Annotated in this window: 21 protein-coding genes; 10 read left to right on the top strand and 11 right to left on the bottom strand. The window is 66.8% G+C overall.

All coding sequences use genetic code 11. From position 1 onward, the window contains the following. Window positions 1-3: 3 nt before the first annotated feature. Complete coding sequence (locus AC3FOF_RS25460) at window positions 4-723, bottom strand: cobalt ABC transporter substrate-binding protein (protein WP_488728172.1); 720 nt, start codon at window positions 721-723, stop codon at window positions 4-6. A 300-nt stretch (window positions 724-1,023) separates the two neighbouring features. Continuing rightward, window positions 1,024-1,602, bottom strand: coding sequence for a hypothetical protein (locus AC3FOF_RS25455; protein ID WP_488728171.1), 579 nt, complete (start codon window positions 1,600-1,602; stop codon window positions 1,024-1,026). A gap of 37 nt (window positions 1,603-1,639) precedes the next feature. On the opposite strand from AC3FOF_RS25455, the gene AC3FOF_RS25450 reads away from it, so the two are divergent. Then, complete coding sequence (locus AC3FOF_RS25450; protein WP_488728170.1) at window positions 1,640-1,849, top strand: H-NS family nucleoid-associated regulatory protein; 210 nt, start codon at window positions 1,640-1,642, stop codon at window positions 1,847-1,849. A gap of 57 nt (window positions 1,850-1,906) precedes the next feature. Here AC3FOF_RS25450 and serA read toward each other — a convergent pair whose 3' ends face one another. Beyond that, entirely contained in the window at window positions 1,907-3,118 is a 1,212-nt protein-coding gene (gene serA, locus AC3FOF_RS25445) for a phosphoglycerate dehydrogenase (protein ID WP_017227845.1), read from the bottom strand. 672 nt (window positions 3,119-3,790) lie between these two features. Here serA and AC3FOF_RS25440 point away from each other — a divergent pair. After that, window positions 3,791-3,976 carry a YjfB family protein gene (locus tag AC3FOF_RS25440; protein WP_017227846.1) on the top strand — a complete coding sequence of 62 codons (186 nt, stop codon included), beginning with the start codon at window positions 3,791-3,793 and terminating at the stop codon, window positions 3,974-3,976. A gap of 108 nt (window positions 3,977-4,084) precedes the next feature. Here AC3FOF_RS25440 and AC3FOF_RS25435 read toward each other — a convergent pair whose 3' ends face one another. From AC3FOF_RS25435 to AC3FOF_RS25405, 7 genes are all read right to left on the bottom strand, one after another. Then, window positions 4,085-4,525 carry a hypothetical protein gene (locus tag AC3FOF_RS25435; protein ID WP_488728169.1) on the bottom strand — a complete coding sequence of 147 codons (441 nt, stop codon included), beginning with the start codon at window positions 4,523-4,525 and terminating at the stop codon, window positions 4,085-4,087. 165 nt (window positions 4,526-4,690) lie between these two features. Beyond that, window positions 4,691-6,115, bottom strand: coding sequence for a TolC family protein (locus tag AC3FOF_RS25430; RefSeq protein WP_488728168.1), 1,425 nt, complete (start codon window positions 6,113-6,115; stop codon window positions 4,691-4,693). A gap of 10 nt (window positions 6,116-6,125) precedes the next feature. After that, window positions 6,126-9,266: an efflux RND transporter permease subunit gene (locus AC3FOF_RS25425; RefSeq protein ID WP_017227849.1), complete on the bottom strand. Its 3,141-nt coding sequence runs from the start codon at window positions 9,264-9,266 to the stop codon at window positions 6,126-6,128. Then, window positions 9,259-10,431 carry an efflux RND transporter periplasmic adaptor subunit gene (locus AC3FOF_RS25420; protein WP_035812976.1) on the bottom strand — a complete coding sequence of 391 codons (1,173 nt, stop codon included), beginning with the start codon at window positions 10,429-10,431 and terminating at the stop codon, window positions 9,259-9,261. The genes AC3FOF_RS25425 and AC3FOF_RS25420 overlap by 8 nt, the downstream gene beginning before the upstream one ends. A gap of 425 nt (window positions 10,432-10,856) precedes the next feature. After that, window positions 10,857-11,213 carry a hypothetical protein gene (locus AC3FOF_RS25415; protein ID WP_017227851.1) on the bottom strand — a complete coding sequence of 119 codons (357 nt, stop codon included), beginning with the start codon at window positions 11,211-11,213 and terminating at the stop codon, window positions 10,857-10,859. A gap of 27 nt (window positions 11,214-11,240) precedes the next feature. Further along, window positions 11,241-11,942, bottom strand: a complete 702-nt coding sequence (locus tag AC3FOF_RS25410) for an MgtC/SapB family protein (protein ID WP_276269285.1) — start codon at window positions 11,940-11,942, stop codon at window positions 11,241-11,243. A 433-nt stretch (window positions 11,943-12,375) separates the two neighbouring features. Further along, window positions 12,376-13,590, bottom strand: coding sequence for an MFS transporter (locus AC3FOF_RS25405; RefSeq protein WP_488728167.1), 1,215 nt, complete (start codon window positions 13,588-13,590; stop codon window positions 12,376-12,378). A gap of 550 nt (window positions 13,591-14,140) precedes the next feature. On the opposite strand from AC3FOF_RS25405, the gene gnd reads away from it, so the two are divergent. The 6 genes from gnd (at window position 14,141) to AC3FOF_RS25375 (ending at window position 20,896) form a co-directional block, all read left to right on the top strand. Next, window positions 14,141-15,133 (top strand): phosphogluconate dehydrogenase (NAD(+)-dependent, decarboxylating), encoded by a 993-nt coding sequence (gene gnd, locus AC3FOF_RS25400; RefSeq protein WP_488728166.1) that lies wholly within the window; start codon window positions 14,141-14,143, stop codon window positions 15,131-15,133. A 340-nt stretch (window positions 15,134-15,473) separates the two neighbouring features. After that, complete coding sequence (locus AC3FOF_RS25395; RefSeq protein WP_017227855.1) at window positions 15,474-16,436, top strand: chemotaxis protein; 963 nt, start codon at window positions 15,474-15,476, stop codon at window positions 16,434-16,436. Window positions 16,437-16,921: 485 nt separating this feature from the next. Next, window positions 16,922-17,833 (top strand): glutamate/aspartate ABC transporter substrate-binding protein, encoded by a 912-nt coding sequence (locus AC3FOF_RS25390; protein WP_488728165.1) that lies wholly within the window; start codon window positions 16,922-16,924, stop codon window positions 17,831-17,833. A gap of 61 nt (window positions 17,834-17,894) precedes the next feature. Then, window positions 17,895-19,229 carry an MFS transporter gene (locus tag AC3FOF_RS25385; protein ID WP_488728164.1) on the top strand — a complete coding sequence of 445 codons (1,335 nt, stop codon included), beginning with the start codon at window positions 17,895-17,897 and terminating at the stop codon, window positions 19,227-19,229. A gap of 7 nt (window positions 19,230-19,236) precedes the next feature. Next, window positions 19,237-19,431 (top strand): hypothetical protein, encoded by a 195-nt coding sequence (locus AC3FOF_RS25380; protein WP_488728163.1) that lies wholly within the window; start codon window positions 19,237-19,239, stop codon window positions 19,429-19,431. After that, entirely contained in the window at window positions 19,421-20,896 is a 1,476-nt protein-coding gene (locus tag AC3FOF_RS25375) for an amidase family protein (RefSeq protein WP_488728162.1), read from the top strand. Before AC3FOF_RS25380 ends, AC3FOF_RS25375 begins: the two co-directional genes overlap by 11 nt. Here AC3FOF_RS25375 and AC3FOF_RS25370 read toward each other — a convergent pair. Next, window positions 20,826-21,719, bottom strand: coding sequence for a MurR/RpiR family transcriptional regulator (locus AC3FOF_RS25370; RefSeq protein ID WP_017229681.1), 894 nt, complete (start codon window positions 21,717-21,719; stop codon window positions 20,826-20,828). The two genes, AC3FOF_RS25375 and AC3FOF_RS25370, sit on opposite strands and share 71 nt — an antisense overlap. Window positions 21,720-21,982: 263 nt before the next feature. Between AC3FOF_RS25370 and AC3FOF_RS25365 the strand changes: the two genes are divergently transcribed. Then, a complete protein-coding gene (locus AC3FOF_RS25365; RefSeq protein ID WP_488728161.1) occupies window positions 21,983-23,464 on the top strand; it encodes an N-acyl-D-amino-acid deacylase family protein in 1,482 nt (493 codons plus the stop codon). Then, entirely contained in the window at window positions 23,461-24,804 is a 1,344-nt protein-coding gene (locus AC3FOF_RS25360; protein ID WP_488728160.1) for an aspartate aminotransferase family protein, read from the top strand. Before AC3FOF_RS25365 ends, AC3FOF_RS25360 begins: the two co-directional genes overlap by 4 nt. Window positions 24,805-24,862 lie beyond the last annotated feature (58 nt).

Genomic DNA, 24,862 nt, shown 5'->3' with positions numbered 1-24,862 from the left:
CCCTCACTTGTTGGGCGCGGCCGCCGGGGCCGCCGGCAGCGCGGGCAGGCCATCAGCCTGCGTCAGCGACAAGGTGGTGACATAGCTGGCGATGTCATACGGCTTGCCGTTGCGCTCGCCGGCAGTCTTGTCGACGTGGTGCACCTCCAGCACGTAAGTGCCCTGCCACGGCTGCGCCAGGCGGACCATGCCCTGCTCGTCGGTGCGCAGCTCCCGGCCCCAGCCGGACTGCACCGCCACGCCCACCTTGGCTTTCGGCAGCGGCCGGCCAGCGTAGAACACCTGATACTCCCCGGCGCGGCCGGTCGGCAGGATGTCCAGCGCCAGCTTGGGCGCATTGCCGGCATAGCCGGCGCCCAGCAGCCGCGCGGCCGGCGTCCATGCGGTGCGGATGACCTTGTCGCCCTCCTTGCGCTCAAGCAGGGGATAGCCCGTTTCCTGCGCGACGATGGATTCGCCCGCGCCTGCGCGCGCCGACAGCACGAAACCGCTGGCGGCCTTGTCGACCTTGAGCGGCTGCTCGCCGCTTGCGGTCACCAGGATGGCGCTGGGTTGCACGAACTTGTCCAGCAAGCCAGGCGAGGTCTCGCGCAGGTTCTCGTTGAACTCGCCAAAATACAACCGGGCGGCCGCGGGCGTCTGCTCGAGCCAGACCTGGTGCGCCTGTGCGGTACCGCCAAGCACGGCGCCGCATAGCAGGGCGGAGAGAATGAGACGATTCATTGGCGATGGGTCCTTTCAGAATGGATGGGCGGTGCGGGGTGGCGCATCTTGCGCTCGCGCCGCAGGCTGTTCGGAAGTTGCATATGATAATCGTTCGCATTTGAGTTGTGTGAATTTTGCAGCATGGCAAGGGCTTGCAGGGGCAGCCGGAGCGGCGTGAAAGCGGGTGTCGCGATGGGGGCAGGCCGCGCACTATGCGTGGTCCGCCCGGCCTGTCTGGAGGCGGTTTCCGGCCATGCGGACGGGCGCAAGAGCGGGGTAAATTGGAGACTGCGCGGAGGCCCGGGCCGCGCTCGGCTATCATGTGCGATCTTCAATATGACCGGTGTGCGGCGCAAGCCGCATCCAAGGCCGGGCGCCGTTTCTCCTATCTGCATTTATTGTGTCTTCCGCCATGCGTTCTTCAGTTCCCGCCGACGTCAAGAAAGTCGCTGCTATCGTGTGGATTCGTGTCCAGATGGAGCGACTCGGCATTTCCATGGACGAGCTAGAGGCGGCAGGCTGCTTTGCCCGCGTGGCGGCAGCGATTGCCGCCACGGCATCGCCTCCCGTCGCAGCCGGATCCACATCGACGCCCACGCAGGCGCCGGCGCAGGCAGCGGCGCTTTTGCCGGCGGCGCCGGTCACGGCGCCACCGGCGGTGGCGCCCGTGCCGTCAAGGAAAGGGGAAGGGCGGAAACGTGTTCCCGAGCGGATGCCAGCGCCGGCGGTAACACCGGCAGCGACGCCTGCAGCGGCAGCGCTGTCGGCGGTGCCTCTGGCCGCGCCGGCAATGACGCCCGCAGCAACGCCCAGCGTGATGTCCGCAGTGACGCCGGCTGTCACGCCGACGACCGCACCTGCGTCAACCGGGCCGGTAGCGCCGGCGCGGGTCACCATGTCCGTGCCCGCGCATAAAGCGCATGCAGTGAAGCCCATGCCTGCGCAGGCAGCAGCAAAGGTGTCCGAGCCGGTGGTGGCGGCTTCCGAAGCGGCGCCGGTGCCAGCGCCTGCACCAGCGCCTGCACCAGCGCGCCGCTATCGCAATGCCGAAGGGCAGGTCTGGGATGGCGAGGGCCCCATGCCCGCGTGGCTGCTGCGTGCGGTGAACGCGGGCCAGTCGGTGGAGCATTTCCGGGTGAGCTGACGGCAGCGGCCGGGCGCCGCTGCCGTTGTTGCCGCGGCCGGCGCCGCGGCGTTTCGTTCAGGCGAGCGGATTCAACAGCGTGCGGCAGCGGATAAAGGCCGTTTCCGCATCCAGCGCGGCAATCAGCGCCGGCGACGGCACGCGGTCCAGATCGGTGACCACGTAGCCGGTCTGGCCGCGGGTTTGCAGGTGCTGCGCCACGATGTTGACGCCGTCGTGCGCCAGCAGCGTATTGAGCGTGGCGAGCGCGCCCGGCGCGTTGCCGTGCACGTTCAGCAGCCGCGCGGGCGAGGTCAGCGGGCCCGGGCTGACCTCGGGGAAGTTGACCGCGCCGATGGTGTCGCCCGTCCTGAGGAAGGCAATCAGCTTGGTTGCGACCTCGGTGCCGATATTCTCCTGCGCCTCTTCCGTGCTGCCGCCGATATGCGGTGTCAGGATGGCGTTGGGCACACCCTGCAGCGGGCTGGTAAAGCGGTCCGCGTTGGTCTTGGGTTCTTCGGGGAAGACGTCGATCGCCAGCCCGGCGATATGGTTCGCGTCGCACGCCGCGCGCAGCGCGTCGATATCCACCACCGTGCCGCGCGAGGCATTGATCAGGATCGCGCCGCGCCGGAACTGGCTGAGCACGTCGGCATCGATCATCTTCTTGGTCTGCGCGGTAGCCGGCACGTGCAGCGTCACGATATCCGCCTGCGATACCGCATCCACCAGCGAGCGCGCCGCGCGCGCCGAACCCAGGGACAGCCTGGCCTGCACATCGTAGTACACCACGCGCATGCCCATGGCCTCGGCCAGCACGCCAACCTGCGAGCCGATATTGCCGTAGCCGATGATGGCAATGGTCTTGCCGCGCGCCTCGAAGGATCCGGTCGCACCCTTTGCCCACTTGCCGGCATGCGCCATCGTGTTCTTCTCCGGAACCCGGCGCAGCAGCAGGATCGCCTCGGCGATCACCAGTTCCGCCACCGAGCGCGTATTCGAGAACGGCGCATTGAACACCGGCATGCCCGCACGGGCCGCGGCGTCCAGGTCTACCTGCGAGGTGCCGATGCAGAAGCAGCCGATGGCCACCAGGTGGCGGGCCGCCTCGATTTCGGCGGCGCCCAGGTGCGTGGCCGAGCGGATGCCGAGAATCTGGTGGCCCTGCGGCGCGTTGTGCAGTTCATCGCCGGCGAGCGCGCCGGTGCGGCGCTCCACGGTGACGTGGGCTTCCTTGAAGCGCTCGACGGCGGTGTCATGGATGTTTTCAAGCAGTAGAGCTGAGGTCATGGCGAGTCGGTGATGGCAACGATGGCAACGATGGCGCAATGGCGCGAAGAGGACAGCAATGCGCAGGCCGCAGCCGCGGTGACGCAGGGCCGATGACCCGGGCAAGCGTCATGAGGCCGCGCAAAGGCAGGCGCAACGCGAAAACAGACGCAGACATGGTAACGCAGGTGGCGCCTGGCGGCCGAACACCCACATTGCTGCCAATGGCAAATTCATCTCGTCATTTGCGTGCTGTAGCGCACGAAGGCGCAAGCATCGCATCGCACGGATGCATTCAGGGAACCCCCGGGACGGAAATCGCCCTGCTTCTGGACTTGTTTGGAACCAGGTTCTAACTAATAGAACGAAATGGCGTAGTGAGCAAGCTGCTGGAGACGATCCCGATCAGCGCGATCGGGCCGCGGCGGGCGTGGAGAATGGCCAATCACGGGCGCTCCGGACGCCGCCTGGGTGTCGCGGCATTCCATCCGCGGGGCTAAAGCTTTGCGAAAAATGGCCGTCAATCCAGGATGCTGGAAGCGCCGCGTGACTGCGGGGATGCAGTGCGGGGCAGAGCCGACCAGGCACCGCCAGGGAGGTTGCCGGCTTCCGGCTGTCGTCAGATCTTGATCTTGACTGCATCCTTATCTCGACGCCTTACACCAACCGTCTGACTCAACTTAAAGGACCCCCATGGATGCTTCGATCGTCAGCGCCGCGAGCAATGCTGGTACCAATCAGGTACCCGTGATGATGCTGCGCAAGTCGCTTGACCTGCAGGCACAGAATGTAGCCGCCCTGCTGGGCTCGATGCCGCAAGCCAGCGTCCCCGCCAGCAATCCTCCCCACCTTGGCCAGAACATCGACGTCACGGCCTGATAGTGTTCGCCGCGCCGGCACGATCGCCGGCGCGGCGAACTCCAACTGCACCGTGGTGCCTTCGAGCTTCAGCCGATCGCAATAGGCAGCGGGCACCCGGGGCGCGGCTCAGCCCGACAAGGCTGGCACGGGAGCGGGTGCGCTGGCCTGCGGCCCGGTGTCGTCCGCGGACGGGTCGCAGGCTGCCGCGATAGCCACGCCGGTCGCCCGTGCGCGCACCGCGTGCAAGCGACCGGGCTGGGTTCTCTCCGCATGGCTGCCCATGACTTCGATGCGCAGCAACACGATCGGAATGGCCGCCAAGGCGCGCTCCAGCGCCGCCAGGAGCTGCGGCGCTCTCCTCTGCTGCATCCGGAGCTCGAAGCTGAGCATGCACTTGCACGGCGGCACGCCTAGGGGCATTTGCTGCTCATTGACCGGGTACTGGCCGCAGTCGCTGGTGGCGCAACGCATGGCTTGGCGCGCGTCGGCCAGGTCCTCGAGCCGGATGATGACGCTAAGGCGATACAGACGCCAGCGCTGGAACGGTCCCTGGTTGACTGTTTTCATCAGTTTGCGCGAGAAACCTCGGCCTTCAGGCCGGGGAGGGATAGCGCGCGACGCGAAGCGTCGCCCCTGTGCCCGCTCTCCTTGTGGAATGCGCTACGAATGAGTAACCGTATCCGTCACCGCGCAAGCACTGCAGCGTCAGAACACCAGCCACTGGCAAGGCAATCAGAGCGATGGCCGTCGGCCGGTGGATAGTTGCAGTTCCACCGTTGCCGCCGCCAGGTCGGCCTGGGCCTGGAGATAGTCCAGGTAGGTTCCGTCCGCCGTGCGTTGCGCGTCGAGCAATTCCAGCAGCGAAGCCGAGCCATGGCGGTACGACTGGCGCATGCCGTCGAGCACGCGGTCCGCGTCGGCGATCACCGAGTCGCGATAGCGCTGCAGGTTGTCCCGTGCGGCCTCGAACCTGGTAAGCGCGTTGCGCACGTCGACCTCCGTCTTCAGCTCAGCCTCGCGCAGTCCCAGCATCGCCTGCGTGACCAGCGCATCGGCCTGGATCAGCTCGCCGCGCTGTAGCCGCGACAGCGGTAGCGGAATCGACACCGAGACGCTGAGCATGCGCGAGCGCGGCGAACCGTCGCCCAGTGGCTGGCCCTCGTCGTCGACGCCGCCGCGCACGCCCGGAGTCAAGGTCAGCCCCAGCCCGAGGGTGGGATCGACCCAGCGGTTGGCGCGGGCGAGCTCGGCGTTGTCGCGCGCATTGTCCAGCATGGCGCGGGCGATCAGGACGTCGTCGCGCTGCTCCATTGCCTGGGCGATCAGTGCGCCGGCGTCGGTGCCGGGCGCGAAGGGCTGGAAGTCGCAGGCCAGCGGTGCGCGGCCGAACACCTCGGTGATCCGGGTGCCGATCTGGACCGACAGATTCTGCATGGCGGCCTGCGCGGCGGCGCGGGCGGATTTGACCTCGGCGGTGAAGCGGTCGCGTTCCACGCGCGACTGCGACAGCTCCAGCCCGCCGATATCGCCCGCCTTGCGGCGGATCTCGTTGGCGCGTACCACGTTGCCGAGCGCGGCCAGCGTGGATTCCTGCCGTAGCAGGGCCTCGCGGCTGCGGCAGGCTTCGACGAACGCCGCTGCGGATTCCCCATACAGCGTGTGCTTGAAGCCCATCAGGTTCGCTTCAGTCAGTTTCAGGTTGCTTTTCGCTGCCTGGATGCGCTTGCCGCGCTTGCCGCCCAGCTCGATGGGGATCGACACGCCGAGCTCGTGGGTGCGCGGCGGCCTGGGCGAGACCGCGCGGCTCAGTTCGATGTTTCCGCGGCCATAGCTGATCTCCGGGTCGGGGCGCACGCCGGCGATCGAGATCTCGGCCTCGGCGCTGCGGATGGTTTCCTGTTGCGCGGACAAGCCGATATTCTGGCGTTCGACAATGTCGAGATAGCTGGCAAAGCGTACTGGCGTGCTGGACTGGGCGGCGGCCATGGCGTTGCCCGCGATACCGTCCGGCGCGTTGCCGGCGGCCCTGCTTGCGGGGGCGGCCAAGGCCGGAGGGGCTTCCTGCGCCCAGGCGGCCGACGCCGCCAGTGCCAAGGTAGCGAACAGGGCGTGGCGCAGCTTGGGTGTCGTGTGCTTGGTGTTAGTCGTGCATTGCATTGGGTTCTCCTCAGGCCTCGCCCGCGGCATGGGTCGCCGGTGCATCGCCTTCGGTATCGATATCGGATTTCCCGGTGCGCAGCGCCGTGCGTTCGACGCGGGCTTCCACCAGGTAGTAGAGGGCGGGCAGCAGCAATAGCGTCAGCAAGGTGGCGGTGAAGAGTCCGCCCACCACCACGGTGGCCAGCGGGCGCTGCACATCGCTGCCCAGGCCAACGGCCAGCATGGCCGGGGTGAGGCCGATCGCAGCGACGGTGGCGGTCATCAGCACCGGCCGCATGCGGCTGGCGGCGCCTTCGATCACGGCTTCGCGCAGGCTCATGCCTGCCTGCGCGCGCAGCCGGTTGATCTGGGCGATCATCAGCACGCCGTTCAATACCGCCACGCCGAACAGGGCGATGAAGCCGACTGCGCTGGACACGTTGAGCGTCATGCCGCGCAGATGCAGCGCGGCCAGGCCGCCGATGGTGGCGAGAGGCACCGCCAGCAGCACCAGTGCGGGCTGGCGCAGGTTGCGGAATTCGGCGAACAGCAGCACGAACATCAGCGCCAGCGTCATCGGCAGGATGATGGCCAGCCGCGCCTGCGCGCGCTCCAGGTTCTCGAACTGGCCGCCCCATTCGATCTGGATGCGCTTGTGGTCATAGGAGACCGCGCGATCGATGGCGGGCTGCGCCGCTTTCAGGAAGCTGGACAGATCACGGTCGCGGACATTGAGCCGCACGATGATGTGGCGGCGCGCCATTTCGCGCACGATCACGCTCTCGCCGGACACTGTGGTGATGCGTGCCACCTGCGCCAGCGGAACCTTGGCGCCGTTGGCCGCGGTCAGCATCAGCGCGCCGACCGTATCCGTGCTGGAGCGCATGGCCGGCGGGAAGCGCACGGTCATGTCGTAGCTCTTCTCGCCCACGTAGAGCTGCCCGACAGGCGAGCCGCCGATGCCGGTGGAGATCAGCTCGGCCACATCGGCCGCGTTGATGCCATAGCGGGCAGCGGCGGCGCGGTCCAGGTCGATCTTCAGGTTGGGCAGGGGCGGTTCCACGTCGACCGCAACGTCGGCCGCGCCCGGCACGCCGCGCAAGGTGGCGGCGACTTCGCCGGCAACACGGCGGACGTCGCCGAGATCGTCGCCGAACACCTTCACCACCAGGTCGCTGTGGGCGCCGGACAGTTTGTCCTGCACACCGTCGATCATCGGCTGCATGAAGCCGACCGTGTAGCCGGGCATCCGCGCATAGCGCGCGGACAGCTTGTCGATCAACTGCTGCTTGGTCATGCCGGAGGCCCAGGTCCGGTACGGATGCAGGCCGACGCTGGCTTCGATGTGCGAGGGCGTCCAGTAGTCGGTGCCATCGTCGTTGCGGCCGGTCTGCGTCACCACATAGGACACCTCGGGGAACTCGCGGGTGACCTTGCGCAGTTCGCTCGCCATTTCGGAGGCGCGTTCCAGCGTGATGCCGGGCGGCATCTGCACCTGCAGCCACAGCGAGCCTTCGTCCAGGTAGGGCAGGAAGTCGCGGCCGATGCTGGCGCCAAGCGCCAGCACGCAGGCCAGCGCCGCCGCGCAGCTGATGGCCACCCAGCGCATCTTGCCGATGCCGCGCTCCAGCGCCGCGCGGTAGCGTACGGCCAGCCACGCCAGCGCGGGGTTGTGGAAGATGCGGCGGGGCTTGCGCATGGCGATCCAGGCCAGCGCGGGCACCAGTGCCAGCGCCACGATCAGCGCGCCGACCAGCGCCGCGCCAACGGCGAAGGCCATGGGCGAGAACAGCTTGTACTCGATGCGTTCGAAGGAGAACAGCGGCAGATAGGCGGCAACGATCACCAGCATGCCGAAGAACATCGGCCGTGCCACCTGCAAGGTCGCCTCGATTGCATCGCGTGGCGTAAGCGCGCGATCCTTCTCCTGTTCGCGCCGGCGCAGCATGTTCTCGACCAGTACCACCGCGCCGTCCACCAGGATGCCGAAGTCGATCGCGCCCAGGCTCAGCAGGTTGGCCGGAATGCGCAGGTGATACATGAAGATGAAGGCGATCAGCAGCGAAAGCGGAATCGTCAGCGCCACGATCAGCGCCGCGCGCGGGCTGCCGAGGAACAGCAGCAGCACCACGGCCACCAGCAGCATGCCTTCGGTGAGCGTCATGCCGACCGTGCGCATGGTGGCGTCGATCAGCGCGGTGCGGTCCAGGTAGGCCACCACCTTCACATCCTTGGGCAGCAGGTTCTCGTTGAGGTCGCGCACGGCTTCGTGCACGCCGTCCAGCGCCTCGGAGGCGTTGAAATCCTTGAGCAGCAGGGTGATGCCGGAGACCGTGTCGGGGTTGTCGTCCTTGCCCAGGATGCCGCGCCGCTCGACGTTGCCATAGCGCAGCGTACCCAGGTCCTTGACCAGTACCGGCGTGCCGTCCTTGCTGGTGACCACCACATTGCCCATGTCGTCGAGCGAACGCAGCAGGCCCACGCCGCGCACCACGTAGGATTGCTCGCCGCGGTCGATGACGCTGCCGCCGGCGTTGACGTTGTTGGCGTTTAGCGCTTCGGTCACCTGTGCCAGCGTCAGGTTGTACTGGTTCAGCCGCGTGGGATCGAGTTCCAGCATGAACTGCGTGGTGAGCCCGCCGAAGTTGGTCACGTCGACCACGCCGCGCACCTTCTTGAGGCGCGGTATGACGGTCCAGGTCTGCAGCTCCGACAGTTCGCGCAGGTCGCGCGTCGTGGACTCCAGCGTGTAGCGATAGAACTCGCCGATGGGCGAGGTGTACGGGTCCAGGCCCGGCTTGGCCTCATAGGGCAGGTCGACCTCGTTGAGGCGTTCCTGCAGGCGTTGCCGCGCCCAGTAGCCTTCCGTGCCATCCTCGAACACCACGGTGATCAGGGACAGTGCGAACAGGCTGCGGGTGCGCAGCACATGCATGCCGGGCGTGGCCAGCAGCGCGCGCTCGAGCGGGATGGTGATCTGTTGCTCGATTTCCTCCGCGCCCAGGCCGGGCACCTGGGTGACGATCTGCGACGTGACGTCGGCAATGTCCGGGTAGGCTTCGATGGGCAGTTGTTTCCAGCTGTAGGCGCCGTAAAGCGCCACCAGCGCGAACACCAGCCAGACGATCGCGCGCCGCTGGAAGCATAGGGTGACGAGACGGTCAATCATGGAGCAGCACTCCGTTCTTCACGACGATGCGGTCCCCGGCCTTGAGGCCGGCGAGGATCTCGACGCGTCCGTCGGAATGGGTCCCCGTCTTGACGATGCGCGGCTCGTAGCGGAAGGGCGCCATTTCCACCAGCACGCGCGTGTGCAGGCCGCTTTGCAGCAGCGCCGATGGCGGCACCATCAGGGCGGCATGCTTTTCGCCCGAGAAGGTGACCTTGGCGAACAGGCCGGGGCGATAGCGACCTTCCTTGTTGTCCACCGCGACCCGCACCTTCACCGTGCGCGTGTCGGGGTCGAGTATTTCGCCGATGTACCGCACCTTGCCCGTGACCGGCTGATCCGGGTAGGCATTGAGGGCGATGGCGGCGGCCTGGCCGACGAAGATCGAGGCGATGTCCTTCTCTGACACGTTGGCGGCAAGATAGACAACGGAAAGGTCCGCCACGGTCATCACCGGCGCACCGGTGTCGTTCCAGAAGCCGCCCTGGGCGCCTTCCAGTTCGATCACGCGGCCGGCCAGCGGCGAGCGCATGGTGTACTTGCGCTGCGACGGCGAGGCGCTGACGGCGCCAAGCTGCGCGAGGTGGGCGGCGGAGGTCTCGGCGTCGCTGCTGGCCTGGGCGAAAGCCATCTGCGCTTGCTCGTAATCCTTGCGGGCCACGATTTCGGATTCGTACAGGGTGCGCTGGCGGTCCAGGTTCAGGCGGGCCTCGAGCAAGGCGGCGCGCGCCTTGCCGGCTTCGCCCTGCGCCGCGCTCAGTTCGGCGGAGTCCAGCATGAAAAGGGGATCGCCCTTGCGCACGGTGTCGCCGAGCCCGGCGTACAGTTTCTCGATGCGCCCGGCCAGCGGCGGCACGATCTTGACCAGTTTGGCGGGGTCCGGCTCGATCGACCCGGGTACCTCGATGGGCCGCTCCAGCACCTGTTCGACGATCGCTTGCACCTGCAGCTTGGCGCGTAGCGGAGAGGCCTCGGGCACCGTGATGAAGTTGCCTTCGCGGACCAGTTCGGGCGTTTGCGCCGGCGCGGTGGTGGCATGGGCACCCAGCAGGCTGGGGCCGTCGCAGCCGGTGAGCGCGATGCATGCCGCGCAGGCGGCGTATAGCGCGAGGCGCGGCGGCATGCCGTGCAAGGCTCGGGGTTGGCGATGGGGGGGCATACGCATGGCGTTTCTCCTCGGTTCGGCGCTGGCGCACTGTCCCAGTGGGCCAAGACACCGCATATTGGTGGTGTGTCGCCGCCGCGATTCGCAGCGTGGCGGAACGGCAGGCGACAGGAGTCGACAGGCGTGACGCATCCCCGGCGCTACGGGGTGGCAAATCCGCGCAGGTAGCCGGTGATGGGCGCAATCGCCCGTGGTGTCATTCAGGTGCAGGCAGCGCGGGAGGAGGTGACGCTCCCGCGTGAGCGCAGGCAGGGGCCTGCGCAAGGTGAAGGGCGCCTGGCGGATTCGTGCGGCCGTCGCCGCGGCTCCGGCAGGACGCTGGAAGCGGGATCAGACCAGCAGGAATGCGCCGCGCCTTCCGCGCTGCGTACTAGAAGGGTCGGGGTCCATGCTCGTACCTCATGGGTTTGGGTTGTTCGACGGGCTCAGGCTGCCGCGAGCGCGCGCTCGGGCTGCGGGACGGTCTCCCAGCGCACCGCGCGTACCAGTGGCTCCAGGCCGAGGCGCTGTACCAGCTTGACCATGCCGGGCCGCCCGCCCGGCTGGCAGTGCACCAGCACCCGCATCTCGACCAGTTCGCGGCGATCGCACTGCCGCGTGCGCAGGCGCTGCAGCGACAGGTCGCGCGCGGCGAGCTCATGGCGCAGCTGCTGCTCCAGGCGCAGGCCATAGTCGTCCTTGCACAGCAGTACCACCTGGAACAGCTGGGCGGCGGCGCCGCGCTTTTCCTGGGCAGTGCCGCGGCTACGATCCTGGGGGAGCATCCAGTTGAGGAAACGCATATTCGGCTCCTTTCTTTCTCCTGAGGGTTATTCGAGTGCGCTGGCCGGAATGGCCCAGCGCACGAGGGAAACACTCTTTTCCATGCTGATGCGGCTGACGATCTGCTCCAGCTTGCTTTCATTGCCGGGGGCGGCGAGCACGTCGGCGCGCACCTCGATCTGGCCGCCGCTGGCGGTGTCCTCGCTATGCAGCGACTGCAGCAGCAGAGCCGGCATCTCGGTGAGCGCATGCAGCAGCAGGCCGCGCACGTGGATTTCCTCATTGGTCGTGCAGACCGTGGTGATGCGGTACACCATTTCCACTTCCGCGGCGACGGCCGGGCCATGGCGGTTGATGCGCTGGCCGAGCTTGCGCAGGCCAAAGTTGACGCACAGGATGCAGGCGGTGCCGATGGCGGCCTCCAGCGCATGGCCGAGTCCGGCGAGGACACCTATCGCGGCGGAACACCACAGCGTGGCGGCGGTATTCAGGCCGCGCACGTTCAGTCCGTCGCGCATGATCACGCCGGCGCCGAGAAAGCCGATGCCGGAGACGACCTGCGCGGCGACGCGCGCATGCCCCTGCGGGTCAAACGAAAAAGCGGAGACCGAGACGAACAGCGCGGCGCCGGCTGCAACCAGCGCGTTGGTGCGCAGTCCCGCCATGCGCTGGCGCAACTGCCGTTCGGTACCGATACACGCGCCCAGCGCTAGCGCTTCCAGCAAGCGCAGGGCGAATTCGTGCCACACCATAAGAACTCCTGTAACGAGCAGGAAGAGCCGGTGAGTCTTGTGCAAGACACAGGCAGGCGCAGGCAGCGGCGTGCTGCAACGCATGCGCGGTCAGAAGAATGAAGCCGTGTTCAGGAAGAGAGGCGGGACAGGACGTCCGGCCTCGAAAGCACCGTGCCGCAAGTCGGGCACGGTCGCTGGGAATACCGTGAGCCCGATCAGGTGGGGGTGCCGATCCTGGATCGACTACTGTCGTCGGAACAAGTACTCACTGGGTAAGCCCTGAAATTAATAACCCGCGTACTGTATCGGCGAGAATGGAATGGGTCAAGCGGAAAACGCTGAATATCATTGCCCAATAGGCTTTTAATAGTAAATCTCAGAGGATCAATCGGAATTGGCCCAAATTGCATTCAGATTTTTCTGATTTTTCGTCTGAGGCGGCCGCCGTTCAGGCCGCGCGCCGCGCCCGCACTGCCAGCACCTGGCTCAAGGCCAGGCCCGCCAGCGCCGTCACGGAAGAGAACAGGAAGACCGAGCTATATCCCGCACGGCTCGCGATCACCCCGGCCAAGGGGCCGGTCAGCCCCAGCGAGAGATCGAGAAACAGCGCATAGGCGCCAAGCGCGGAACCGCGATTGCTTTGCGGCACCAGCTTGACCGCCTCCATGCCCAGCGACGGAAACACCAGGGCAAAGCCAAAGCCGGTGACCGCGGCGCCGGCCAGGGCCTGAGCCGGGCTGTCCGCGAGCCAGATCAGGGCCAGGCCGGCGGCTTCCACGGCAAACGAACACAGCGCCACCGGATACCCGCCAAAGCGGCCGATGCTGTCGGCCAGCAGCAGGCGCGCCAGCACGAAGCTGATACCCAGGCTGGTCAGCGCCAGCGCGGCATGGTCCCAGCCGTGGCTGGCGTAGTACAGCGTGACAAAGGCCGTGATGGTGCCGAAACCCACCGAGCCCAGCGCCAGGCACAGTCCGAACGGCGTCATGTGGCGGAACACGGTGCGGAACGGCATGCGCTCCCCCTTTACCGTAGGCACGGCAGCCTTGCGGCGCGCCAGCGCGAAGGCGGCGGCGGCCAGGGCCAGGGTGACGATGCCCAGCGAGGCGAAGCCCCAGCGCGCGTCGAGCAGCACGCCCAGCGGCGCGCCCAGCGCCAGCGCGCCATAGGTGGTGATGCCGTTCCAGGAGATCACCTTGCCGGTGTGGCGGGCCCCTACGTCGCCAATGCCCCAGGCGATGGTACCGGTGGTAACCAGGCTTTCGCCCGCGCCGAGCACCAGCCGCCCGGCAAACAGCCACGCCAGGCTGAGCCAGCCGGTGTGCACGAGCAGGCTGGACAGCACCGCCAGCAGGCCGCTGCCGGCGCACAGCATGAGCCCGATCGTGACCGACTTTTTCGGTCCCTGCAGGTCGCACAGGTTGCCGGCCCAGGCGCGGCTGAGCAGCGTCGCCAGGTACTGGATGCTGACCGCCAGGCCGGCCACGACGGTGCCGTAGCCCAGGTCGCCATGGACGAAGCCGGGCACCACCGCCAGCGGCAGGCCCACCGTCAGGTAGGCAATGAAGTTGAAGAAGACGATGGCGACAATGCGGCGGCCGATGCCGGCGTGCTGGTGTTCTCCGGAGTCCGGGGTGGCGAGCGTCGTACTGTTAACGGACATGGCAATGCAGGGGCGATTGGTGTTGGCGGTGAAAGCGGGGACCCGCGCTGCCGGCCCCGGCGCGCAAAGGCGGCGCGGGCGGTGCGGTCACGGGCGGGTTGCGGGGCGCAAGCCGCGCCAGGCAGGCGCTGGCCTTACTCTCGGCGCGGAGCCGATAAGGTGGCGCGCGGGCGGTGGCGTTGCATCGTGGGCAGGGACATGGATAGGGGCGGTTGGCCGGCGCGTGTCCCCAGAAGCTGGCCGTTGATATCGGGGCCGCCCGGTCGTGTGCGATTGCGCCGGCGCTGGCTGGGTGAATTTTAAGCGGCTGTTTAGTTCATGTAAATCGGCCTGCGGGTTTTCATGGCTTGCGCAGATGGAAACTGTTGGCTAGGAGCCACCATTGGCCATGGTTGCCAGTGCCTTCTGGTGCGCTTTTTGCGCATGGCGGGCGGATTGCGCCGGGCCGTGCACGCCAGCCCCGTCAGGCGGACAATAGGCCGGACTGTAGAAGCTGCCGCGGGCAGTTCATCACGGCCTCGTCACCACCGACTCAATGAAAGGACCGATCATGCAACTCGGAATCATCGGGCTTGGGCGCATGGGCGCGAACATCGCAAGGCGGCTGCTGCGCGGGCAGCACGAAGTCGTGGTGTACAACCGCAGTGCCGAAAAGGTAAGGGCGCTGGAAACGGAAGGCGCTGAGGGCGTCGCCAGCATCGAGGCGCTGGCTGGCAAGCTGGCCAGGCCCCGCGCCGTCTGGGTGATGTTGCCGGCGGGCGATGCCACCGGGCGGATGATCGACGCGCTGGCCGGGCTGCTGGAACCGGGGGACGTCATCATCGACGGCGGCAACACGTTCTACAAGGACGATATCCGGCGCGCGGGGGAACTGGCCGGGCGCGGGCTCCACTATGTCGATGTGGGCACGTCGGGCGGCGTATGGGGGCTGGAACGCGGCTATTGCCTGATGATCGGGGGCGATGCCGGGGTAGTCGGCCGGCTCGATCCGCTGTTCGGCACGCTGGCGCCCGGCCATGGCGACATCCCGCGCACGCCGGGACGCAGTGCGGCGGACGACCGCGCCGAGCGGGGCTATATCCACGCGGGCCCGGCCGGCGCGGGCCATTTCGTGAAGATGGTCCACAACGGCATCGAATATGGCCTGATGCAGGCCTACGCCGAGGGCTTCGACATCCTCAAGTCCAAGGCCTCGGAGAGCCTGCCCGAAGCCGAACGCTTCGAGCTAGACCTGGCCGATATCGCCGAGGTCTGGCGGCGCGGCAGCGTGGTGTCCTCGTGGCTGCTGGATCTCACCGCGCAGGCGCTCGCCGGCGACGTCGGGCTGTCGCGCTTTGCTGGCGAGGTTGCCGACAGCGGCGAGGGGCGCTGGACCATCGACGCCGCGGTCGAGCAGGCCGTTCCCGTGCCGGTACTGGCCAGTGCGCTGTTCGCGCGGTTCCGCTCACGCCAGGAGCATACCTATGCCGACCGGCTGCTGTCCGCCATGCGCTATGGCTTTGGCGGGCACGTCGAGGCGCATGGCGGCGGGGAGCCGGCGTAGTGGCTGGCAGCAAGAGCCGCCCCGGCGCAGGCGCTCAATGCGCGAGTGCTGCGCGCCATGCGCGAGGAGCAGGTCCACCGCATCGCACGGACTGAGCTGACCCCGCTTGTCCCCCGCCTGCCGCATCCCGCACTTTAGTGGGGTGAGGTCCGGATTCTTGGCTTCAAGGCCCCTCCAACGCTAAATTTCCCCGCGAACCGGCCGTTAGCCGGAGCAGTGGCCCGTTATTGCAGCGTCGCCGCTCCGGGCAAGCGCCTCAGGAGCCACGCAGCGCAGGCGGACCCGGCGAAACGATCAACACCGCGCGGCGAGCCCGCGCCTTGCGGGACAAAGGAAGCGTATGAGCAGTTCGATGAGAGACATCGACGAACGGACCAACCTGACCAACAACAACCAGTTCGAGTTGCTGTTGTTCCGCCTGGGCGAGTCGGACCATTCCGCGCAGAGCGAACTGTTCGGCATCAACGTCTTCAAGGTCCGGGAAATCCTGGTGATGCCCCAGGTCACCACGGTGGTGGGAGGCGGACCGGCCATGCTGGGCATGGCGGACATCCGCGGACAGGTGATTCCTGTGATCGACTTGCCCAGGATGGTCGGCTGCACGCCGCGCAGCGGACTCAACATCCTGCTGGTGACCGAATACGCGCGCTCCACGCAGGGCTTCGCGGTGGAGGCGGTGGAGGAGATCGTACGCCTGGAGTGGAACCAGGTGGTCTCGGCCGAAACCAGCGTCAAGGGCGACATGGTGACCAGCATCGCCAAGCTCGCGAACGAGTCCGATGCGGCCAACCCGCGCCTGGTGCAGGTGCTCGATGTCGAGCAGATCCTGCGCGACGTGCTGCCGACGCGCCAGCCTGAAGTCGATCCCAAGACCGTCGGCCCGCAGCTGACGCTGCGCCCCGGCACGAAGATCCTGGCGGCCGACGATTCCGCCTTTGCCCGCAGCCTGATCGAGCAGGGCCTCAAGGCCATGGGCGTGCCGGTGCTGATGACCAAGACCGGCCAGGAAGCCTGGCAGCAACTGGGCGAGATCGCCGAGCACGCCGAAGCCAACGGCAAGACCGTGCAGGACGAGATCGCGCTGGTGCTGACCGACCTGGAGATGCCCGAGATGGACGGCTTCACGCTGACGCGCAAGATCAAGGCCGACGCCCGCTTCAAGTCGATCCCGGTGGTGATCCATTCCTCGCTGTCCGGCAGCGCCAGCGAAGACCACGTGCGCAAGGTGGGGGCCGACGCCTATGTGTCGAAGTTCCTCGCCAAGGACCTGGCAGACACGATCCGCGGCGTGCTGGCGCGCTGAGGACAGGGCGGGGGACCGCCGCCGGCCGTCCCCTGCGGTACGCCTGTTGACCAGGCCGAACGCCGCCCCGCCGCTCCGGCAGGCGCACGGTTTGTCGTGACTTCCATCTTCCATCGCCGCCTCCCCGCCAGTTCCCTCGCTGGCACGTCAGGGGATCCGGAAAGCGGCAATCGCCGCCCCAACCCGATACCCGATGCCATTCCGGCTCAGGCGTATCCCTCCCCGATTCCTCCTGCCTTGCTTGCTTTGCCTGCCTTGTGACCTGGCGGCTCCCTGCCGCCGCCGTCCAGGGGGGGGGATGCCTCAAGTCGGCGCAGTACTGCACCATATGATTCTTCGGTATGGTGCATGATGAGATTGTTTCATCACATCCGAGCGAAAAAATACGAATGTTTCATGGTTAACTAGGATGGAACATATGTTGCTCGGTGGCTAATATGCAAACGCGATGGTTCATGGTGCGTTTGCCAGACAAGGAGCGATAGATGAAAGCCGTTAGAGTCACCTGCCTGGGACTGGCCATGGCCGGCACCCTGCTTGGCGCAGGCGTAGCCCGTGCCGCCGATGTGGGCGCGAGCCCGACGCTGAGCCGGATCAAGGAAGCGGGAACCATCTCGATAGGACACCGCACCTCGTCGATCCCGTTTTCCTACTACGACAGCAACCAGAAGGTGATCGGCTATTCGCAAGACATCTGCGACAAGATCATCGCGGAGGTCAGGAAGCAGACGGCGGTTGCCAGCCTGCAGGTGCGCATGATTCCCGTGACCGCGCAGAACCGGATCTCGCTGGTGCAGAACGGGACAGTGGACCTGGAGTGCGGCGTCACCACCAACCTGAAGGCGCGCCAGCAGCAGGTGGCCTTCTCCACCACGTTCTTTGTCGCCGGCACCCGCCTGCTGGTCAAGAAGGGCAGTCCGGTCCAGGACTTCCATGACCTTTCCGGCAAGGCCGTGGTGACGAACGCGGGTACGACGTCCGAACGGATCCTGCGCAAGCTCAACGACGAGAAGAAGGCAAACATCACCATCCAGAGCGCCAAGGACTACGGCGAATCGTTCCTGATCCTGCAGTCCGGCCGGGTGGCGGCTTTCATGATGGATGATGTCCTGCTCTCGGGCGCCCGGACCATGGCGCCGAATCCGGGCGAATGGACGGTGGTCGGCACGCCGCAGTCCTTCGAAGCCTACGGCTTCATGATGCGCAAGGACGACCCCGGGTTCAAGAAGCTTGTCGATGGCGTGATCACGGGCCTGATGAACAGCGGCGAGATCAAGGTCATGTACGACAAGTGGTTCAATAAGCCTGTGCCGCCAAAGAACATCAACTTCGAGTTCCCGATGAGCGCCATGGTCAAGAAAGCCTACGAACAGCCGAACGACGAGGCATTCGAGTAGGCGCGGCGATCGCGCGGGGGCGGAACGCTCTCGCTATCTGGTGAGGTGTGAGGAGACCGATATGGGTGTTTTGGAAAGCACGGCTGCCGAGGGGCTGGCGGCAAGGATCCCCCTTGCCGACGCTGCGCTGGCGACGTCGGCGTTTGCCAAGGTGACGCGGCGCATCGTCCCGTTCATCGTTCTTTGCTATTTCTTCAGCTACCTGGACAGGGTCAATGTCGGGTTCGCCAAGCTTCAGATGCAGCAGGCGCTGGATCTGAGCGATGTGGTGTACGGGATCGGGGCCGGCATCTTCTTCTGGGGATACATGCTTTGCCAGGTGCCCAGCAGCCTGCTGATCTACCGCCTGGGCATGCGCAAGAGCATGGCCGCCATCATGATCGTCTGGGGCCTTGTCTCCGCCGCGACCATGTTGGTGAGCACGCCATTCGAGTTCTACGCCGCGCGCTTCCTGCTGGGCGTGACGGAAGCGGGCTTCTTTCCGGCCGCCGTGATGTACCTGAACAAGTGGTATCCGGCCGACCGCCAGTCGAAGATCATGTCGATCCTGTTCCTGGCCATGCCGCTGGGCATGGTCCTGGGCGGGCCGATTTCCGGCGCATTGATGTCCGGTACGCACGACCTGCATGGGCTGCAGGGCTGGCAATGGATGTTCCTGATCGAAGCGCTGCCGGCCATCGCGCTGGGAATGCTGGTGCTCAGGATGCTGCCGGAGTCGCCGGAGTCCGCACCCTGGCTCACCAAGGCGGAAGCAGCGGCAATCAGCGGCACGTTGTCCACCGAGAATGCCAGGAAGAGCACCAGCTTCGTTGCCGCGTTGAAGTCGCCGGTCCTGTGGACCCTGATGGCGATCTGCCTGCTCTTCAATATCGGCAACTACGGCCTGGTGTTCTGGCTGCCCACCATCATTCAATCCACGGGCATGCAGTCTCCGCTGGAGATCGCGTTCCTGACCGCGATTCCCTACAGCGTTGCCTGCGTCGCGATGAACCGCAATGCTGCCCATGCCGAGCGTACCGGCGAGCGCCGGCTTCACTCCGCCATCCCGCTGTTCGTGGCGGCGGCCGCGATGTGGGCAAGCACGCTCTTTCCTCACAACACGGTCGTAGCCATGCTGTTCCTGACCATCGGCATTTCCGGCCTGATGGCGACGCTGGCCATGTTCTGGGGCTTGCCGGGCCGGGTCCTGGCAGGAACGGCGGCGGCCGGAGGCATTGCCATGATCAACAGCGCGGCAAGTCTCGCGGGGCTGATCGGCCCGGTGCTGATGGGCGGAATCAAGCAGTCCACCGGCAGCATCTCGCTGGGCGTCCTGGCGCTGGCAGGGTTGATGTTCGCGGCAGCCGTGCTGATCCTCGCGATTCCGCGCAAGCTGCTGTCAGCCCGTCCGGTGTGAGCGCGCCATGCGGGATCTGACGCAGGCGCAGGCCATGTCCGCGGTCGAGGCTGCCTTGCGCAAAGTCCACCCGCCGGTCAGCGCGGACGATGTCCAGGCCGTCGTTGCGCTGCTGGTGGGCATGGGCACCATGGCCCGGCGGCTGGAAAACGATATGCGGGACCGTGCGGCGGCCGATACGGAGCGTGGCGATGGGGCCTGATCCGCGGTCGGCATCGTGGGTGGCGGAGCGCTTGCGCGCCGGCGCGGCCAGCGCCGAGGAGATCGTGCGCCGCAGCCTGGCCAGGGCGGGGGAGGTCCGCGAACTCAATTGTCTTTCCTTGCTGCTGCAGGAAGAGGCCATTGCCCGCGCGAAGGTACTGGACCGCGAGCGCCTTGCCGGCATGTCCTTGCCGCCGCTGGCCGGCGTCCCGTTTGTGGTGAAGAACCTGCTGGACGTGGCAGGCCACCCGACGCTTGCCGGCGCCGAAGCCCGGCAAGACGAGGCCCCGGCGCGCCGTAGCGCGGCCGTGGTGCGCGCGCTGATCGCGGCGGGGGCGATCCCGGTGGCGCTGACGCAGATGGACGAGTATGCCTGCGGCGCCACGGGTGAGAACGTGATTGGCGGCCCGGTGCGCAATCCGCGGGACCCGACGCGCATCACGGGCGGATCGTCCGCCGGCACGGCGGCCGCAATCGCGGCCGGCATTGCGCCGCTGGGACTCGGCTCCGACACCAACGGCTCCATCCGTGCTCCGGCGGCATTCTGTGGCGTCTGGGGATTGCGCCCCACCACGGGCAGCGTTTCGACGCAGGGGTGCTTTCCCTACGCGCAGAGCCTGGATGCCGTCGGCCCGATGGCGTCGGACGCCGAAGGCCTTGCGTTGGCGTACCAGGCGATGCAGGCTGCCGGCCCGGCCGGCTTCGGTGGGACGCTCCTGCGCGGGAATGCCGCGCGCGGCCTGCGTGTCGGGGTTCTGGGGGCCGGCTTTGGCGACTTCGCCGAGGACGAAGCCCGCGATGCCGTGCTGAGCGTTGCCTCGGGGTTTCGCTCGGCCAGGACGATCGATCTGCCTGATGCGGATCTGGCCCGCGACGCCGCCTCGATCATCTCGGCGTTCGAGGTGGGTTACAACCATCTGCAGCGCGGTTTTGCGGTGAACCACCCGGCATATAGTGCCTTTGTGCGCCAGCGCATGCTCGCGGGGCTGGCCATTCCCGAGTCCTGGTACCAGACCGCGAAGCGTTATCAGGCCGCCTGGCGCAAGCGGATCGAGTCCCTCTTCGACGGTGTCGATCTGCTCCTGGCGTGCACCACCCCCTACGTAGCGCCGCCGATCGGCGTGGACCGGTTCGCGGGGACCGCTCGAATCTACCAGCCACGGGCGGACGCGGGGCACATGACGCGTCCCATCTCCCTGGCCGGACTGCCTGTGGTGGCGGCGCCTTGCCGCAGGGACGGCATGCCCCTGGGCGTGCAGCTGATCGGCCCGCCCGGGCAGGAGGCGCGCTGCCTGGAGGCGGCCTTGTTCCTGGAGGCCGAAGGGCTGTGCGGCCGGTCGCAAACGGCGCCCCCGGTCCAGGGTCGTGGCAGATCGGGTATACCGGGCATACCGCCTAGCCATGCCTCGCCTGGACGTAAGCGCCAGTCTGGTGCAACTGGCCCTCGGCGAGTTCGAGGGCCTTGATGGCGCCCTTGCCCTTCTTAGCCAGAAGCTGCTCGACCAGTGCTTCGACCACTGCCACGCCTGCCGTGATGGAGGGGAAGAACGACGGGCTGTCGACCGAGAAGAGCAGGGTGCAGTCCGCCTCCAGCGCGATCGGCGCTACCGTGCTGTCGGTCAGGGCGACAATGCGGCAACCGGCCTGCTTCGCGGCGCTGGCTACGCGAATGATCTCCTGCGAATAGGGCGCGAAGCTCACCACCACGACGGCATCCTTGGGCGCCAGGGCCCGCAGTTCCATCTCCAGCGTTCCCGCATCGCCCCGGATCAGGTGCGCGGACGAGCGGAACAGCCGGTAGATGTATTGGAACGTGAAGGCGATCGGATAGCAGGAGCGAAAGCCTGCTATGTAGACATTGGGCGCGGCACTGAGCAGGTCTGCCGCTCGCGGCATCGATTCCGCGTTGTTGGCCCCCGTCAGGTCGAGGTTGCGGTGCTGCGTATCGAGCATTTCCGCGAGCAGCCGGCTCGAGCCGCTGTCCCGTACCAGCTTCTTCGCCCGCTTCGCATAGGGCTGGGGGCCACCGCGAAACGCCTCCACGAAGAGCTCGCGCAGCCCTTGCCAACCCTCGAAGCCGAGAAACTGCGCGAGGCGGACGAGCGTCGCAGGCTGTACCCCGGCGTCCACGGCGATCTTGCGCATGGAGAGGATGGGGATCTCCTGGGGGTGGTCGAGCAGGTAGCGCGCGCCTCCCTGGAACTGGGGGCTGAGCGCCGCGAAGTTTTCCCGCAGCAGGGCAAGGAGCTCGTCCAGGTGCTGCGGCGGCGCGGAGGATTCAATTGGCATGGCTGGTCCCGATCGGGGTGTTTGTAACGATTGTTGCATAGGTGGTCTCCGGATGCACGGGTGACGCCGCCATGGACGGTACCTCGCTTTACTGAATCAATTGTATCTCTATATAAAAATAGGAAACGTATGTTGCAAAGTGCGTTGTCCTTTCCTATACTTCTGGCTAATTGGCCAGGGTGATCCGAACGGGGAGGGCGGCACCAGGCCAGTCCTCGGCATATCGAGCCACACCAAAGGGAGCCCCGATCTTGGAAACGCCCGTGCATTCCATCCAGGCCGTCGATACGCTCTTCCGGCGGGCCACGCTGGTCGACGGTAGCGGCGCGCAGCGGCGTATCGCCGACGTTGCCGTGCTTGGAGACCGCATCGTCGCCATTGGCGATCTTGCCGGCCTGCCCGCGAAGGAGGCGATCGACGCGAACGGCCGCGTTCTCGCACCGGGCTTCATCGACGCTCACACGCACGACGACGGCTACCTGCTGGTGCATCCCGAGATGGAGCCCAAGGTGTCGCAAGGCATCACGACCGTGGTGACGGGCAATTGCGGGATCAGCGTGGCGCCGCTGGTGACGGAGGATCCGCCCCAGCCTCTCGATCTGATGGGGCCGGCGGAACTATTCCGTTTCGCTGCATTCGCCGACTGGCTCGACGCCCTGCGCGCGGCGCCGGCCAACGTCAACGTCGTACCGTTGCTGGGCCATTCGACGCTGCGGGTCAAGGTCATGCGGGACCTGGGCCGCGAAGCCACCCCCGAAGAGGTGGCCTCGATGCGCCTGGAGGTAGACCAGGCCATGCAGGCAGGCGCGTTCGGCGTGTCCACCGGCACCTTCTACCCGCCGGCGGCCGCCGCGACGGAGGCGGAGATCACCGCGGTCTGCGAGCCGGTCAGCCGGTATGGCGGCGTCTATTCCACCCATCTTCGCGATGAGACCGACGACATCGTGCCGTCGATGGAGGAGGCCCTGCGGATCGGCCAGGCACTCGGTTGCCGCATCGTCTTCTCGCATCACAAGGTGGCCGGCAAGCGCAATCACGGGCGTTCCATCGAGACGCTGGGCATCCTGGAGCGTGCGGCAAGGCTGCAGCCGCTTTGCCTGGACTGCCACCCCTATCCGGCCACCTCCACGATGCTCAGGCTGGACCGCGTGCGGCAATCCTCGCGCACCATGATTACGTGGTCCAAGGGATACCCGGAGGCAGGCGGCAGGGACTTCGACGAACTGATGCGCACCCTGGGCCTGGATGAAGAAGCGCTGCTGGCAAGGCTGCGCCCGGCTGCCGCGATCTATTTCATCATGGATGAAGCGGATGTGGAGCGCATCGCCAGTTTCCCGCTGACCATCTTCGGGTCGGATGGCCTGCCGTTCGACCCCAGGCCGCATCCCCGCCAATGGGGAACCTTTCCCCGCATCCTCGGGCGCCTGGTCCGGGAGGCTGGGCTGATGACGCTTGAGCAAGCCATCCACAAGATGTCCGGACTGGCTGCCGCGCAGTATGGCCTGGAAGCCCGGGGACTTGTCGCCACGGGGTATTTTGCGGACCTGGTCCTGTTCGATGCGCAGCGCGTGCGGGACACCGCGACGTTCGAGGATCCCATCCGCCTGAGCGAAGGCATCGACGGCGTCTGGGTCAACGGCAGGCGCGTGTGGGACGAGACACGCGTCCTTCCCGCCTTTCCGGGGCAGGTGCTGGAGCGCCAGGCCAAACCACCGACACATCGTTTTCAACACAGCACATCATGACCAACGTATTCCACCGCAACCCTCGCCAGACCCTCGCCGTAGCCGTCGCGGGCAAGGGCATCGAGCTGATCGACAGCAACGGCAAGCATTACATCGATGCTTCCGGCGGCGCCGCCGTGTCTTGCCTCGGCCATGGCCACCCCCGCGTGATCGAGGCGATCAAGGCGCAGCTGGATACGATCGCCTACGCGCATACGTCGTTCTTCACCACCGAGGTGTCCGAGACGCTGGCCGATACCCTGGTGCAGGCCGCGCCGGGCGACCTTGACCACGTCTACTTCGTGTCGGGCGGTTCCGAAGCGGTCGAGGCCGCGCTGAAGCTGGCGCGCCAATACTTCGTGGAGCTCGGGCAGACCGGGCGCCGGCATTTCATCGCCCGCCGCCAGAGCTACCACGGCAATACGCTCGGGGCGCTGGCCATCGGCGGCAACGCCTGGCGGCGCGAGCCGTTCCTGCCGCTGCTGGTGCCGGCGCATCACGTGTCGCCTTGCTATGCCTATCGCGACCAGGCTGCCGGCGAGACCGACGTCCAGTATGCGCAGCGCCTTGCCGACGAACTGGAGGCAAAGATACTGGAACTGGGCCCGGAAAGCGTCGCGGCCTTCGTGGCCGAGACCGTGGTTGGCGCCACCGCCGGCGCGGTGCCGCCCGTTGCGGACTATCTCAAGCGCATCCGCGCGGTCTGCGACAAGTACGGCGTATTGCTGATCCTCGACGAGGTCATGTCCGGCATGGGCCGCACCGGCTATCTCTTCGCTTGCGAGGAAGATGGCGTCGTGCCGGATATCGTGACCATCGCCAAGGGCCTGGGCGCGGGCTACCAGCCGATCGGCGCGATGCTCTCCACCCGCCGCATCTACGACACCATCGTGGGCGGCAGCGGCTTTTTCAAGCATGGCCATACCTATATCGGGCATGCCACGGCCTGTGCCGCGGCGCTGGCCGTGCAGCGCACGATTGCCGAAGAGGGGCTGCTGGCCAATGTGCAGGCGCGCGGCGAACAACTACGCGCCAGGCTGCGCGAAGTGCTGGGCGAGCATCCCAACGTTGGCGACATCCGCGGGCGCGGGCTGTTTGTCGGCGTCGAGTTCGTGGCCGACCGCGCCACCAAGGCGACCCTGGACCCTGCGCTGAAGGTCCACGCCAAACTGAAATCGACCGCGATGCAAAACGGTCTTCTGGTCTACCCGATGGGTGGCACCGTCGATGGCGTGCACGGCGACCACGTGCTGTTTGCACCGCCCTTCATCTGCACGGAGCAGGATATCGACCGCATCGCCGGGCTGTTCGCCCAAACGGTCGGCACGGTGTTGCCGTCTTCCCGCAGCGCATTTGCCTGAGACAAGGCGCAAGCGCCCGCGCTGGGGATGGAAGCCAGCACGCCGGCAGTCCGGTTTC

It is taken from the genome of Cupriavidus sp. 96C5-1 (genome assembly GCF_057798855.1).
The sequence above is the reverse complement of the archived record's forward strand: the minus strand, read 5'-3'. Positions and strand labels throughout refer to the sequence as shown.